Annotated in this window: 17 protein-coding genes; 5 read left to right on the top strand and 12 right to left on the bottom strand. The window is 74.0% G+C overall.

Annotation, left to right across the window (positions count from 1 at the left end):
• Positions 1 to 129 precede the first annotated feature (129 nt).
• Positions 130 to 1,128: a sensor histidine kinase gene (locus ACQPZP_RS23220; protein WP_433471834.1), complete on the top strand. Its 999-nt coding sequence runs from the start codon at positions 130 to 132 to the stop codon at positions 1,126 to 1,128.
• The gene (locus ACQPZP_RS23215; protein ID WP_433471833.1) at positions 1,125 to 1,787 is read left to right on the top strand and encodes a response regulator; all 663 of its coding nucleotides are present in this window, start codon (positions 1,125 to 1,127) and stop codon (positions 1,785 to 1,787) included. Before ACQPZP_RS23220 ends, ACQPZP_RS23215 begins: the two co-directional genes overlap by 4 nt.
• Positions 1,788 to 1,874: 87 nt before the next feature.
• Here the strand turns inward: ACQPZP_RS23215 and ACQPZP_RS23210 are convergent, their stop codons facing one another.
• The 3 genes from ACQPZP_RS23210 to ACQPZP_RS23200 form a co-directional block, all read right to left on the bottom strand.
• Complete coding sequence (locus ACQPZP_RS23210; RefSeq protein ID WP_433461367.1) at positions 1,875 to 2,219, bottom strand: RNA polymerase-binding protein RbpA; 345 nt, start codon at positions 2,217 to 2,219, stop codon at positions 1,875 to 1,877.
• Positions 2,220 to 2,360: 141 nt separating this feature from the next.
• Positions 2,361 to 2,966 (bottom strand): ATP-dependent Clp protease proteolytic subunit, encoded by a 606-nt coding sequence (locus ACQPZP_RS23205; protein ID WP_433471832.1) that lies wholly within the window; start codon positions 2,964 to 2,966, stop codon positions 2,361 to 2,363.
• Positions 2,963 to 3,535, bottom strand: coding sequence for a ClpP family protease (locus ACQPZP_RS23200; protein ID WP_433479662.1), 573 nt, complete (start codon positions 3,533 to 3,535; stop codon positions 2,963 to 2,965). Before ACQPZP_RS23200 ends, ACQPZP_RS23205 begins: the two co-directional genes overlap by 4 nt.
• A 184-nt stretch (positions 3,536 to 3,719) precedes the next feature.
• Between ACQPZP_RS23200 and ACQPZP_RS23195 the strand changes: the two genes are divergently transcribed.
• Positions 3,720 to 4,004 carry a type II toxin-antitoxin system prevent-host-death family antitoxin gene (locus ACQPZP_RS23195; RefSeq protein WP_433471831.1) on the top strand — a complete coding sequence of 95 codons (285 nt, stop codon included), beginning with the start codon at positions 3,720 to 3,722 and terminating at the stop codon, positions 4,002 to 4,004.
• Here ACQPZP_RS23195 and ACQPZP_RS23190 read toward each other — a convergent pair.
• The gene (locus ACQPZP_RS23190; protein ID WP_433471830.1) at positions 3,994 to 5,178 is read right to left on the bottom strand and encodes an MFS transporter; all 1,185 of its coding nucleotides are present in this window, start codon (positions 5,176 to 5,178) and stop codon (positions 3,994 to 3,996) included. The genes ACQPZP_RS23195 and ACQPZP_RS23190 overlap by 11 nt on opposite strands.
• Before the next feature lie 17 nt (positions 5,179 to 5,195).
• A complete protein-coding gene (locus tag ACQPZP_RS23185) occupies positions 5,196 to 5,663 on the bottom strand; it encodes a DeoR/GlpR family DNA-binding transcription regulator (protein WP_433479661.1) in 468 nt (155 codons plus the stop codon).
• A gap of 59 nt (positions 5,664 to 5,722) precedes the next feature.
• Here ACQPZP_RS23185 and ACQPZP_RS23180 point away from each other — a divergent pair, with 59 nt between their 5' ends.
• Entirely contained in the window at positions 5,723 to 6,088 is a 366-nt protein-coding gene (locus ACQPZP_RS23180) for an HAD-IA family hydrolase (protein WP_433471829.1), read from the top strand.
• Between the two features lie 25 nt (positions 6,089 to 6,113).
• On the opposite strand, the gene ACQPZP_RS23175 is transcribed toward ACQPZP_RS23180, so the two are convergent.
• Positions 6,114 to 6,926, bottom strand: coding sequence for a glycerophosphodiester phosphodiesterase (locus ACQPZP_RS23175; protein ID WP_433471828.1), 813 nt, complete (start codon positions 6,924 to 6,926; stop codon positions 6,114 to 6,116).
• 115 nt (positions 6,927 to 7,041) lie between these two features.
• Here ACQPZP_RS23175 and ACQPZP_RS23170 point away from each other — a divergent pair, with 115 nt between their 5' ends.
• Positions 7,042 to 7,263 carry an EF-hand domain-containing protein gene (locus ACQPZP_RS23170; protein WP_433471827.1) on the top strand — a complete coding sequence of 74 codons (222 nt, stop codon included), beginning with the start codon at positions 7,042 to 7,044 and terminating at the stop codon, positions 7,261 to 7,263.
• Positions 7,264 to 7,282: 19 nt separating this feature from the next.
• Here ACQPZP_RS23170 and ACQPZP_RS23165 read toward each other — a convergent pair whose 3' ends face one another.
• From ACQPZP_RS23165 to ACQPZP_RS23140, 6 genes are all read right to left on the bottom strand, one after another.
• Positions 7,283 to 9,118 carry an MFS transporter gene (locus ACQPZP_RS23165; RefSeq protein WP_433471826.1) on the bottom strand — a complete coding sequence of 612 codons (1,836 nt, stop codon included), beginning with the start codon at positions 9,116 to 9,118 and terminating at the stop codon, positions 7,283 to 7,285.
• Between the two features lie 134 nt (positions 9,119 to 9,252).
• Complete coding sequence (locus ACQPZP_RS23160; protein ID WP_433471825.1) at positions 9,253 to 9,804, bottom strand: TrmH family RNA methyltransferase; 552 nt, start codon at positions 9,802 to 9,804, stop codon at positions 9,253 to 9,255.
• A complete protein-coding gene (locus tag ACQPZP_RS23155) occupies positions 9,801 to 10,415 on the bottom strand; it encodes a class I SAM-dependent methyltransferase (RefSeq protein ID WP_433471824.1) in 615 nt (204 codons plus the stop codon). The genes ACQPZP_RS23160 and ACQPZP_RS23155 overlap by 4 nt, the downstream gene beginning before the upstream one ends.
• A gap of 49 nt (positions 10,416 to 10,464) precedes the next feature.
• Positions 10,465 to 11,412: a VWA domain-containing protein gene (locus tag ACQPZP_RS23150; RefSeq protein ID WP_433471823.1), complete on the bottom strand. Its 948-nt coding sequence runs from the start codon at positions 11,410 to 11,412 to the stop codon at positions 10,465 to 10,467.
• Positions 11,409 to 12,419 (bottom strand): DUF58 domain-containing protein, encoded by a 1,011-nt coding sequence (locus tag ACQPZP_RS23145; RefSeq protein ID WP_433471822.1) that lies wholly within the window; start codon positions 12,417 to 12,419, stop codon positions 11,409 to 11,411. The genes ACQPZP_RS23150 and ACQPZP_RS23145 overlap by 4 nt, the downstream gene beginning before the upstream one ends.
• Positions 12,416 to 13,432 carry an AAA family ATPase gene (locus ACQPZP_RS23140; RefSeq protein WP_433471821.1) on the bottom strand — a complete coding sequence of 339 codons (1,017 nt, stop codon included), beginning with the start codon at positions 13,430 to 13,432 and terminating at the stop codon, positions 12,416 to 12,418. The genes ACQPZP_RS23145 and ACQPZP_RS23140 overlap by 4 nt, the downstream gene beginning before the upstream one ends.
• Between the last annotated feature and the right edge of the window lie 145 nt (positions 13,433 to 13,577).

Raw genomic sequence — 13,577 nt, 5'->3', positions numbered from 1 at the left:
GAGGCTACGGACCGCGGCGGCGTCCGGTCATCACGCCGGGGAGGCGTCTTGGCGGGCTTGGGCCGGGGGAGCGGGCGTCCCTCGCGGGAGGGACGCCGCCGGGGCTCCGGCCACGTCACAATGGCGTGCGTGGGGGAGAGCGACGAGAACGCCCGGCGGCCGTTGTGGCCGGTGGCGGGAGGCTGCCTGGCCCTGGCCGCAGTCGCCGAGGCCGTCTACCGCACCCACGACTCCGAGGTGATCCTCCCCCTGGCGATCGTCGTGGACGTGTGCGCGACGCTGCCGCTCGCCCTCGTCCGCGACCGGGGCACCGCCGCGGCCGTGACGATCACCGTCGCGGCCGCCGCGGCGTGCGCCCTGCACCGCGGCGTCGCCGTCGCCGGCGTGGCCGCGTTCCTGACCGCCTGGGCCGTGCTCGTACGGCGGCGGATCCTGCGAAGGCGCGCCGAGGCCGCCGCGCGGGACGCGTCGAGGCGCGCCTTCGAGGACACGCTGCTGGAGCACACCGCGCGCGGCGAGCGGGCCCGCATCGCCCGCGAACTCCACGACGTCGTCGCCCACCACATCTCCATGATCTCCGTCCAGGCCGAGACCGCCCGCCTCGCCGTCCCCGGCATGCCGGAGGACGGCGCCAAGAGGCTGCTGGCCATCGGCGACACCGCCCGCACCGCGCTCACCGAGATGCGGCGGCTGCTCGGCGTGCTGCGCGAGGACGCCGGCGCCGAGCCGACCCGCCGCCCCCAGCCGGGCCTGCAGCAGCTCCTCGACCTGACCGACGAGACCCGCGCGTCGGGCGCCGCGGGCGTCCGGCTGATCGTCCGCGGGGACGTCGCCGCCCTCGACCCGGGGCTGGAACTGGCCGCGTACCGGATCGTCCAGGAGGCCCTGACCAACGCGCGCAGGCACGCGCCGGGCGCCGCCGTCGACGTGGAGATCGACTACGCGCCGGACGCGCTGCGGGTCAGCGTCCGCGACAACGGCCCCGGCCCCGGCGGCGGGCCCGCCGGGCACGGGCTGCTCGGCATGCGCGAGCGCGCCACCGCCGCCGGCGGCGACCTGCGCACCGGTCCCGGGCCCGCCGGCGGGTTCCTGGTGGAGGCGACGCTGCCGCTGGAGGAGGACTCGTGACCGTCCGCGTCGTGGTGGCCGACGACCAGGAGGTCGTCCGCGCCGGGTTCGGCGCCCTGCTCGGCACCCAGCCCGACCTCGCCGTCGTCGCCACGGCCGGCGACGGCGCCGGCGCGGTCCGCGTCTGCCAGGAGCACCGGCCCGACGTGGTGCTGATGGACGTGCGCATGCCCGTCATGGACGGCATCGAGGCCACCCGCCGCATCACCGCCGACCCCGACCCGCCGCGCGTCCTCATGCTGACGACCTTCGACCTCGACGAGCACGTCTACGACGCCCTGGTCGCGGGTGCCAGCGGGTTCCTGCTCAAGGACGTGACCGCCGAGCGGCTGTTCGACGCCGTCCGGATCGTCGCCGCGGGGGAGGCGCTGCTGGCCCCGGCCGTCACCCGGCGCCTCATCCGGGAGTTCGCCCGGCTGCGGCCCCGCCCGCCCGCGCCGCACGTCCTGGACGCGCTGACCCCGCGCGAGACCGACGTGCTGCGGCTGGTCGCGGCGGGCCTGTCCAACGCCGAGATCGCCGGGCACCTGGTCGTCGGGGAGGAGACGGTCAAGACCCACGTCAGCCGGATCCTGCGCAAGCTCGGGCTCCGCGACCGCGTCCAGGCCGTCGTCGCCGCCTACGAAAGCGGACTGGTCCTGCCCCGGTCGGGCCGCTGACCCCGGACACGAGAACGACCCCGGACACGAGGACGGGCCCGTACCGCCACACCGGTACGGGCCCGTCCCGCGAATCCTGTCAGCCGCTCACGCGGACCTTCGGCGCCCCGCCCGGAGGATCTCCAGGCGTTCGGCCAGAACCTCCTCAAGGTCTTCGACGGTCCTGCGCTCCATGAGCATGTCCCAGTGGGTGCGCGGCGGCTTTCCCTTCTTGGCTTGCGGCAGTTCCCCGTCGACCCGCAGGGCCGCGGCGCCGCAGTTGCGGCAATCCCAGGTCATCGGCACCTCGGCCTCGGCTGCGAGCGTCACGGTGAACCGGTGGCCCTTCGTGCAGGTGTAGTCCACCTCTTGCCGAGGAGCCAGATCGGTGTTGCGATCGTTCTCGTAGCTCGTCGCTCCGAGTCGTGTGCCGCGAAGTGCGCGCTCGGCCATCTTTACGTGCCTCCCGGACGGCTTGCGGTCTTGCCCTGACCAACGCTGAACACCGTGACAAGATTCCCGCGCCCGGCGTGATCCAACCCTGCCGTTTCCGGCCGCTCCGGGGGCGCCGCCCGGAGGCGTCCGGCTGGGGCGCTAGTGACGGGACGTGAGCACCGCGTCGATCAGCCCGTAGTCCTTGGCCTCGTCGGCGGTGAAGTAGCGCTCGCGGTCCAGGTCGCGGCGGACGGTCTCGGGGTCCCGGCCGGTCGCCTCCGCCAGGATCGCCTCGGTCTGCGCGCGCAGCCGCAGCACCTCCGCCGCCTGGATGGCCAGGTCGGTGGTGTAGCCGCGGGACACCTCGATCGCCGGCTCGTGCAGCAGGATCCGCGCGCCGCGCAGCGCCTGCCGCCGCCCGGGCGAGCCCGCCGCCAGCAGGATCGCCGCCGCCGACCCGGCCTGCCCGACGCAGGTCGTCTCGACCTCGGGCCGGACGTAGCGCATCGTGTCGCAGATCGCCAGCATCGAGGTCAGCGATCCGCCCGGCGAGTTGATGTAGAGGGCGATGGGCCGGTCGGGGTCCATCCCCTCCAGCGCCAGCATCTGCGCGGTGACGTCGTTGGCGCTGATGTCGTCCACCGGCGCCCCGAGGAAGACGATCCGTTCCTCGAACAGCTTGCTGTAGGGGTCGGTGTCCTTGCGCCCGTAACTCGTCCGCTCCTCGAACTCGGGGACGAGGGAGCGCCTCTCCGCTCGTGTCATGTGCCCACCCGGTCGGTGCTGTCGATGACGTGGTCGACGAAACCGTAGTCGCGGGCCTCCTCGGCGGTGAACCAGGCGTCCCGGTCGCCGTCGGCCTCGATCTGCTCCAGCGGCTGCCCGGTGTGGAACGCCGTCCGCTCCGCCAGGGTCCGCTTGAGGTAGAGCGACTGCTCCGCCTGGATCTTGATGTCGGACGCGGTGCCGCCGATACCGCCGTGCGGCTGGTGCATCATCACCCGCGCGTGCCGCAGCGCGTACCGCTTGCCGCGGGTGCCCGCGCACAGCAGTGTCTGTCCCATGGACGCCGCCATGCCCATCGCGACCGTGGATATGTCGTTCGGGACGAACTGCATCATGTCGTAGATCGCCATCCCGGCGTCCACGACCCCGCCGGGGGAGTTGATGTAGATGGTGATGTCGCGCTGCGCGTCGTTCGCCGCGAGCAGCAGCAGTTGCGCGTTGACCCGGTTGGCCACCTGGTCGTCGATCTCGCTGCCGAGGAACACGATCCGCTGCGCGAGCAGCCGCTCGAACAGCTGCGCGTCCGCCAGGAGCGGCACCTCGGTCACCGAGGCCCGCGACCTGCCCGCGTAGGTCTCCGCTCGCCGCCCGCCGTCCTGCCGCCTGGGTTCGCCGCTCACGTGCCCTCCTCGATCATCTGTACATTTCGTACACTACGTACACATGGAGGCTAATGCGCGGGGACCCGGACGGCCAGGGGACAGTCCGGCGTTTCGCTATACGATGAATCACGTGGATGTTCCGGTTACCGAAGCACGGGCCCAGTTCGCGGATCTGGTGAACCGGGTCGCCTACACCGGCGAGCCCGTCAAGCTCACGCGCCGGGGCAGGGTGATGGCCGCCCTGGTCTCTCCGGAAGATCTGGAGCTCCTGGAGATGGTCCGCTCCCAGCGCGCCGACCTGCAGGTCGGCGGCGCGGTCCCGCCGGGGCAGCCCGCCCTGCCGGCCGAGCGGCCGCAGCCCTCCCAGCCGATGCGCGTCGCGGCCGAGTACCGCCCGCCCGGCTTCAGGCGCTGACGCCCGACTCGCGGCCGGCCGCCGGGCGGGCGGTGACGCCCGGCCGCGGGCGCACGAGGCCCGCCGCCGAAGCGGCCGCGGCGCACAGCGCCACGGGCAGGAAGAACGTGAGGCCGAGCGGCATGACCTGGGTCAGCGGGCCGATCACGGCCGGACCGGCGAGCATCCCGAGGTAGCCGAGCCCGGCCACGCGGGAGACGTTGGCGCCCGCGGCGTCCCGGTCGTGGTGGCCCGCGGCGCTGAAGAGCTGCGGGACGCAGCCCGACAGCCCGGCTCCGAAGACGGCCCAGCCGATCAGGGCCGGCGCGGCCCACGGGGACAGCGCCGCGCCCGCCAGCCCGAGCGCGGCCAGGGCGGCGCCGTTGCGGAGCACGACCACCGGGCCGGTGCGCGCGGCGACCCGGTCGGCCAGCAGCCGCCCGGCCGTCATGGCGGCGGAGAAGGCCCCGTAGGCGAGAGCCGCGGTTCCCGGGGACGCGTCCAGTTCGCGCAGGTGCAGCACGCTCCAGTCGTTGGCCACCCCCTCGCACAGCATGACCATGAGGGCGAGGACGGCGAGGCCCCAGATGCGCCGGGGCGTCCGGCGGCGCGCCGGGGACGCGGCGCCCGGTTCGCGGCCGGACCGCAGCAGCGCCGGGGCGGCGGCCGCGGCCACGGCCGCGCCGAGGACGGCCGCCGCGCCGAGGGCCGCCGCGGGGCTCCAGCCCCAGCTGAGCGTCCGCGCGCCGGTCAGCGCGGCCAGGACGCCGCCGATGGAGAAGGTGGCGTGGAAGGCGGACATGACGGGCCGCCCGTAGCCGCGTTCGACCTGGACGGCGTGCGCGTTCATGGCGACGTCCAGGGCCCCGTTGCCGAGGCCGAGCACCAGCAGGGCCGCGCCGAGCGTCCACGCGTCGGTGGCGAGGCCCGGCAGGACCAGCGCCGCGGCGCACAGCACCGCGCTGAGCGGCACGATGACGCGTCCGCCGGCGCGGTCGGTGAGGGGGCCGGCGATCCGCATGCCGGCGACGGCGCCCGCGCCGAGGACCAGCAGGAGCCGGCCGAGCGTCGCGTGGTCGATGCCCGCCCGGTGCTCGATGGCGGGGATGTGGACGATCCACATGCCCAGCAGGAAGCCGTTCAGGGCGAAGAAGGCGAAGGTGGCGAGCCGGGCAGCCCGCAGTGATCCGGTCATCGCGTGCACAGCGCCCGTCACACGAGGCGGACGTCGACGCCCGCGTCGCGCAGCCGGGACACGGCCGCCCCGGGCGCGCTCCGGTCGGTGATGACCATGTCGAGGGCGGTGGCCGGGCAGACGAGGCCGAGGCCGCTGCGGCCGAACTTGGCGCCGTCGCACACCGCGACGACCCGGCGGGCCGACGCGACCGCCGCGCGCTTGACCGGGACCTCGTCCAGGTCGTGCGCGGTGAGCCCGTGCTCGGCCGACAGGCCGCACACGCCGAGGACGGCGGTGTCCACGCGCAGTGAGGCGAGCGACGCCTCGGTGAGCGGGCCGGTGAACGCCAGCGCCCCGGGCGTGGTCCGCCCGCCCGGGACCAGCAGCCGGATCCGCGCGGCGCCGCTCAGGGCGTTCGCGGCGTGCAGGTCGAGCGGGACGACCGTGAGCCGCCGGCCGGCGATCGTGCGGGCGACGGTCAGCGCGGTGGTCCCGGCGTCCAGGACGACGGCCTCCCCGTCGGTGAGGAGCGCGTCGACCTCGGCGGCGATCCGCTCCTTGGTTGGACGTCCGCACCTGGGGGCACATCAACGCGGACACCGTCGCCCTGCTGACGGAGCTGGCCGGGCGCGGCACGCCGCTCGCCCTGCTGTCGAACGCGCCCGTCGAGCTCGCCCGCATGGTGGACGGGCGGCCGTGGGCGTCGCTGTTCCGGCACCGTCTCTACAGCGCTGACCTGCGGCTGGCCAAGCCCGCGCCGGAGATCTTCCACGAGCTGACCGGCCGGCTCGGCGCCGCCCCGGGCGACGTGGTGTTCGTGGACGACCGCGAGGAGAACGTGCGGGCGGCCAGGACCCTGGGCATCCGGTCGGTGCTGTTCACCGGCGTTCCGGGGCTGCGCGCCGAGCTGGCCCGCCTCGCCGGGTGAGCGCCGCGGTCAGGACACGCCGCGGTCAGGACACGGCGGCCGGTTCGCCGTGCGGCCACAGGCCGCGGGCCGACATGACCCGGCGGAGGGCGACCAGCTCGTCGGTCATGATGCCGTCGATGCCGAGGTCGAGGAGGCGCGCCATGGCGGCGGGATCGTTGACCGTCCAGGCGTGGACCTTCAGCCCGAGCCGGTGGGCGTGCTCGATGAACGCCTCGGTGACGAAGGGGACGGGCCCGAGCCCGTAGGGGACCTGGGCGCAGGCGACGCCGGTGGCGGCGAGGCGGACGAGCTTGGCGGCGGGCCCGCCGTAGGACCTGGCGCGCAGCGCCATCAGCCCACGTGGCCCGAGCGCCATGCACACCTCGCGGTCGGTGAACAGGGGAAGGCGGGCGCGCATCTGCGTCAGCCTGCGCGTGGAGAAGGACGTGATGCACACCCGGTGCCAGGCGTTGGCGCGGTGCAGCGTCTCGGCGAGCGGGCCGATGACGGGCGCGTCCTTCAGGTCGATGTTGACGCGCGCGTCGGGGAAGGACCCGAGCACGTCCTCCAGCCGGGGGATGGGCTCGGTGCCGGCGATGCGGGCCTTGGCGACCTCGGCGTAGGGGAGCCGGGAGATGGTTCCGGTGCGGTCGGTGACGCGGTCCAGGGTGCGGTCGTGGAAGGCGACGACGACGCCGTCGGCGGTGGCGTGCGCGTCGGTCTCCAGGTAGCGGTAGCCGAGATCGGCGGCGCGCTGGAAGGCGGCCATCGAGTTCTCCGGGCGGCCGGCCGCGCCACCGCGATGGGCGAAGGGGATGGGGCCGGGATGGTCGAGGAATTCGAACGAGCGCCGCACCCGTCCGATTATGGCGGACCGCGCCGCCGGGACTGACCTTACTGCGTAAAGGGGTGGGGCGGGGACGCCGGTGCTACCGTCGGCGCCGCAACCGATCGGCGAGGGAGTGTCACGCATGGCGGACGTGAACGAATACAAGGCGACCTTCGAGCTCGTGGACGTGGACGGCGACGGCTACATCTCGACGGCCGAGCTGAAGAACCTGATGGTCAAGCTCGGGCAGGACGTCGCCGACACCCGCGTCGTGGAGGTGGTCGTGGCCGCCGACGCCAACCGGGACGGCAAGATCTCCCTGGAGGAGTTCGCCGCGCTGATGGAGCACACCGCTTCCCGGTGACGCCGGGCGGCCCCTTGGGTCAGCCCGACCGGCGGCGGAGCTTGAGGGCGTTGTCGGTGCGGGTCATGGTGCGTCCGTCCGGTGCGGTCTGGACGCGTTCGTGCTCGTCGCTGCGCAGCACCTCCCACTCGCCGTCGGGGAGGTCGAGGGATTCCAGCACCTCCGCGGGCGTGGGCAGGTGCACGCCCGGGTGGGCGTCGGGGTCCCACGGCGGGGGCCCGGCGTGCCCGACGATGAGCAGGGTCCCGCCGGGCGCGACGGCCGCGGCGGCGGCCCGCAGCACCTCCGCGCGCGGCATGTCGGCGGGGGAGTGCAGGAACTGCGCCGAGACCAGGTCGTGGACGCCGCCGGGGAAGGACTCGGCGATGTCGCATCGCCGCCAGTCGACGCGGTCGGCGACGCCCGCCTCTTCGGCGTGGCGGGCGGCGCGTTCGAGGGCGACGCCGGAGATGTCGGCGGCGGTGACGCGCCAGCCCCGGCGGGCGAGCCAGATCGCGTCGGCGCCTTCGCCGCATCCCAGGTCCAGGGCGGTGCCGGGCTGCAGCTCGGTGACCTCCTGGACGAGGACGGCGTTGGGTTCGCCGCTCCACATGTGGTGGCGCTCGGCATACCGTCCGTCCCAGTACTCCTGGGGAGTGGTTGTTTCGTCCATGCCCCGATGGTGCGCCGTGCCCGCCGGTTCCGGCGAACCGCCTTGCCGTTTCGGCAAAACGAGCAGGATCACCGGGACCAGCGCGGCGGGTGCGCCGGCGAGGGCGTAGCAGGCGGGCAGCGGCAGCGCGTCCAGGAGCACGCCGGTGGCGGCCGTCCCCGCGGACGCGCCGAGGTTCAGCATGGTGTTCACCCAGGCCACGGCGCGGGTCCGGGCACCGGGCGGCGCGCCGGCGTCGGCGAGCAGGTAGGCGGTGGTCAGGGTCGGGCCGATGAACAGCCCTGCCGCGCACGCCGCCGCCGCCAGGAAGGCGACGGACGGGGTGAGACCCGCGGCGGCCAGGGCGAGGCCGAGCGGGCAGGCGAGTGCGGCGAGCCGGCCGCGTCCGGGGGAGGAGCGGCTCACGGCGCCGTAGGCGAGACCGCCGAGGGTGCTGCCCACCCCGAGCGCGGCCTCCACCCACGCGACGGCGGCGGGCTGGTGGTGATGCTGGGTGAACGCGACCGCCAGCAGGCCCGTCGAGCCGAGGACGACGCCGGTGGCGGCGGCCGCGACGGACGGGACGAGCGGGAACACCCGTCCCCGTGGGGTGCGGCGCCGCTCGGCGGGGCCGGGGCGGGCCGCCGGGGACGTCGTCATGCCGGCGGTCCCGGCGGCCACCAGAACGGCGCTGAGCGCGATTCCGAGGGCCGGCGAGGCGACCGCGGCCAGCAGCCCCGCCAGCAGGGGGCCGGTGACGAACACGAGTTCCTCGGAGACGGTGTCGAGGCTGTAGGCGCGGCGCAGCAGGGGTCCGTCCGGGACGAGGCCTCGCCAGAGCGTCCGCATGACCACGCCGATCGGGGGAGCGGCGACGCCGGTGGCCACGGTCAGGGCGGCGAGCACCGGGAACGGCGCGCCCGGCCGCCAGGTGAGGGCGGCCAGCGCGGCCAGGAGGAGGGCGTAGGCGGTGGTCATCGGGGGGAGGGTGCGGCGCGGGCCGTGCCGGTCGATGAGCGCGGCGCGCAGCGGCGACAGGACCGACACGGTGAGGCCGAGCATGGCCATGAGCCCGCCGGCCTGGGCGTAGGAGCCGGTGGACGCGGTGTACGCCAGGGTCAGGGACAGGTAGACGGTCCCGTAGGACAGGCGTCCGAGCAGGGCCAGGGAGAAGGTGCGGAGGGCGTGCGGCGCCCGCAGGACGGCCGCGTATGACGATGTCACGGAACGGTTCCTCAGAAGGGGCCCGAGGCGGGCGGTTCACGGGGACGCTGAAGGGCGCCGTCGCGTTCGCGGCGGCGCGGGCGTCCTACGCAAAGATGAGGAACTGCACGGGGAGATCGTAGCGTGCCGTGCGGTCAGGCGCTCCACTCGCGGCGGCGGGCCTCGGCGAGGGCGATGGCGGTGGCGACGGCGACGTTGAGGGAGCCGACGCGGCCGATCTGCGGGATGTAGGTGACGGCGTCGGCGGCGGCGAGCAGGGCGGGGGAGCAGCCGTGGTCCTCGCCGCCGACGGCGAGGCAGACGTCGCCGTCCAGGGGCGCCTCGTGGAGGGGGACGGCGTCGGTGGTGAGTTCGACGGCGACGAGGCGCAGGCCCTCCTTGCGGACGGCGGCGGCGGCCTCGGCGGGGGTGCCGGAGTGTTCCCAGGGGAGGAGCCGGTCGGTGCCGAGGGCGGTCTTGGCGACGTTGCGGTGCGTCGGGGGTGTGGCGTTGCCGGCGAGCCAGAGGTGCTCGACGCCGAACACGGCGGCGCTGCGGATGATCGAGCCCATGTTGAACGGCTGGGTGACCGACTCGACGAGCAGGCCGAGGCGGGCGCCGGTGCGGCGGCGCCAGTCGCGGTTGAGGCGCTTGACGTCGGTGGGCCGCAGCTGGCGGCGTCCCTGCGCGGGGTCGGGGGTGCTCATCGGGTGTGGCCTTCCGTGCGGGGTGCGGCGCGCAGGACGCGGTATGCGGACCGGGAGGCGATCCGCTCGGTGGGGAAGCCCTGGTCGTTCAGCCACCGCTGCAGGGAGTCGGAGCCGAGGTGCTTCTGGACGACGAGGTGGGCGAGGCCGCCGGGGGCGAGGCGGGGGAGCCAGGTGAGGAGGAGGTCGTGGAGGGCGGCCTTGCCGATGCGGATCGGGGGGTTGGACCAGATCGCGGCGAACCTCAGGGCGGGGTCCACGTCGTCCGCCAAACTGAACCTTACATTGTCAAGGCCCGCGGCTTTGGCATTGCTCTCAGCGAGCATGATTGCTCGCTGATTCACGTCCACTCCCAAAACCATCGCCTGAGAGGAACGTTTGGCCATGGTGAGGGCGATGGGGCCGTATCCGCAGCCGAGATCGAGGAGGTCGCCGGCCGCGGGCGGCTCGGGGACGGTCTCCAGCAGCACGCGGGTGCCGGGATCGACGCGGTCGGGGGAGAACATGCCGCTGTCGGTGTCGAGCCGCAGGTGCAGGTCGGGCAGGACGAGGTCGACGGTGCGTCGGCGGCTCGCGGCGTCCGGCCGCTCGGCGAAGTAGTGTTCCCCCACGTCCGCCGACCGTATCAGCGTTCGCGCGCCGTTCGCGCCGCCGCGGGCCTCAGGGCAGGCGGGAGAACCAGGCGAGGGAGACGCCGCCGGCGGCGAAGGCGAACAGCAGGGCGATGCCGGTGTAGCGGGCGGCGACGTCGCGGTGCTCGGTCTTGAAGCCGAGGGAGGTGCCGATGTTGGCGTAGACCTGGCGGAGCTGGTCGGCGTCGGCGGCTTCGTAGGCCTTGCCCTCGGTGCTTTCGGCGAGGGTCTTCAGCGTCTCCTTGTTGACCGAGACGCTGGTGGTCTCGCCCTCGATGTCGACGGTGCCGTACGGGGTGCCGAAGGCGATGGTCGACACGGGGATGTGCGCGACGCGGCTGGCGTCGATGGCCTCCTGCACGGAGCGTCCGGTGGTGTTGTCCCCGTCGGACAGCAGGACGATGTGGGCGGGCGGCGGGTCCTGCCGGGCGTCGGCGTCGAAGGACCGGACGGCCTGCAGGGAGGTGAACACGGCCTCGCCGATGGCGGTGCGCTTGGCGAGGACGAGCTGGTCGAGGGAGGCGATGGCGGCGTCGCGGTCGGCGGAGGGCGCGGCGACGAGGTTGGCGTTGCCGGCGAAGGCGACGACGCCGACGTTGAAGCGTCCGGGGAGTTCGCCGATGAACTTCTTCGCGGCGGCCTTGGCGGCGTCGAGGCGGCTGGGGGTGACGTCCCTGGCCATCATGGACAGCGACACGTCCACGGCGACCATGATGGTGGCGCGGTCGCGGGGGACCTTGACGGCGGTGGCGGGCCGCGCGAACCCGAACATCATCAGGGCGATCATGATGAGGAACAGGACGGCGGCGACGTGCCGGCGCCAGCCCGGCCGTTTGGGCGCGACCTGGGACAGCAGTGCGAGGTTGGTGAAGCGGACGGCGTACTGGCGGCGGCGCATCTGCAGGAGCAGGTAGGCGGCGGCCAGGAGCGGCAGGAGGCCGAGGAGCCAGAGGCGTTCGGGTGACAGGAAGGTCATGGGCGCACTCCCGCGGTGGTGACGGGCCGGCCTGCGGCGCGGCGCTGGCGGAGGGCGAAGCGGGCGACGTCGGCGATCCAGTCGCGGTCGGTGCGCAGTACGAGGTGGTGGGCGCCGCTGCGGCGCAGCGCGGCGCGGGTGCGTTCGCGCTGGTCGGCGGCCGCGGCGGCGTACTTCTCGCGGACGCGGCGGCTGAGCACGATCTCGTGGACGGTGCCGGTCTCGGGGTCGGCCATCTCGACGAGGCCGACGTCGGGGAGGTCGAGTTCGCGGGGGTCGATGATCTCGATGGCGAGGACCTGGTGGCGGGCGGTGAGGCGGCGGAGCGGGCGTTCCCAGGGGAGCTGGCCGTGCGGTCCGGCGGGGGTGGGGCCGGTGCCGTCGGGGGCGAGGAAGTCCGAGATGATCACGCGGAGTCCGCGGCGGGTCTGGCCGCGGTCGAGGGATTCGACGGCGGCGGCGAGGTCGCGGGGCGGGGTGGCGGTGGTGCCGGTGGAGGCGGCGTCTTCGGCGGACTGGGCGTCGAGGGCGGCCTGGAGGAGGGCGTACATGGCGGCTTTGCCGGTGCGGGCGGGCCAGCGGCGCATGCCGTCGGTGTGCATGAGGTAGGCGCCGACGCGGTCGCCGAGGCGGACGGTGAGGAATCCGACGGCGGCGAGGGCGGCGACGGCGAGGTCGCGTTTGATCATGGTGCCGGTGCCGAAGTCCATGCTGGGGGTGAGGTCGACCAGGGCCCAGGCTTCGAGTTCGTGGTCGGCGATGAGGTCGCGGACGTGGGGGGTGGTGGTGCGGGCGGTGACGGCCCAGTCCATGTGCCGGACGTCGTCCTCGCCGGGCTGGTAGACGCGGGCTTCGGCGAGTTCGGTGCCGGGGCCGGGGAGCAGGCCGAGGTGCTCGCCGTTGAGGAGGCCGTCGAGGCGGCGGGTGACCTGGAGTTCGAGGCGGCGCAGGGTGCGTTCGGGGGCGAGGTGGGCGAGTTTGCCGCTGCGTCGCTTCCTGGCCGTCATGCGGTGGTCACCGCCGCTGCTCCGTGGTTCCACACGACGCGGGGCGGGGGGACGGCGGCGAGGATCTGGGCGATGACGTCGGCGGTGTCGACGCCGTCGGCGAGGGCGTCGAAGGTGAGGACGAGGCGGTGGGACATGACGTCGCGTGCGACGGCGCGGACGTCGTCGGGCAGGACGTAGTCGCGTCCGGACAGCAGGGCGAGGGCGCGGGCGGCGGAGACGAGGCCGAGGGTGGCGCGGGGGCTGGCGCCGATGTCGATGACGCCGCGCAGGTCGGGCAGGCGGTACTGCTCGGGTTCGCGGGTGGCCATGACGAGCCGGACGATGTAGTCGGCGATGAGTTCGTGGACGGCGACTTCTTCGGCGGCGCGCTGGAGGCCGGCGAGGCGGTCGGTGTCGAGGAGTTCGGTGGCCTCGGGGGGGTCGATGCTCATCCGCTGGAGGATCTGGAGTTCTTCGTGGGCGGCGGGGTGGTGGACGTCGATCTTCATGAGGAAGCGGTCGCGCTGGGCTTCGGGGAGGGGGTAGACGCCTTCGGATTCGATGGGGTTCTGGGTGGCGAGGACGATGAAGGGCCGGGGGAGGGGGAAGGTCTTGCCGCCGAGGGAGACCTGGCGTTCGGCCATGACCTCCAGGAGGGCGGACTGGACTTTGGCGGGGGCGCGGTTGATCTCGTCGGCGAGGACGAAGTTGACGAAGACGGGGCCGAGTTCGACGTCGAACTGTTCGGTGGAGGGGTGGTAGATGCGGGTGCCGACGATGTCGGAGGGGACGAGGTCGGGGGTGAACTGGAGGCGGGCGAAGGTGCCGCCGACGACTTGGGCGAGGGTGCCGACGGCGAGGGTCTTGGCGACGCCGGGGACGCCTTCGATGAGGCAGTGGCCGCGGGCGAGGAGGGCGACGATCATGCGTTCGACCATGTGGTCCTGGCCGACGATGACCTTCTTGACCTCGGCGAGGGTGGCCTGCAGGAGGATCGCGGCCTCGTCGGCGTCGGTGGCGGCGATGGTCATGTGGGTGTCCCTCGCTGTGTCCGTCGTGTGCCCTGTCATCGTGTGCCGGTGGGCGCCTTACGACCCTACGCGATCACTTGTACCCGTTCGCCGGTGATACGTGCGTGTGGTGGGTGATCGGTTGAGGGTCGGGTGTGCCGGGTGG

This window comes from Spirillospora sp. CA-142024 (assembly GCF_050942325.1).
In the GTDB taxonomy this organism is placed as follows: domain Bacteria; phylum Actinomycetota; class Actinomycetes; order Streptosporangiales; family Streptosporangiaceae; genus Spirillospora.
This window is presented reverse-complemented; position numbering and strand designations above follow the sequence as displayed.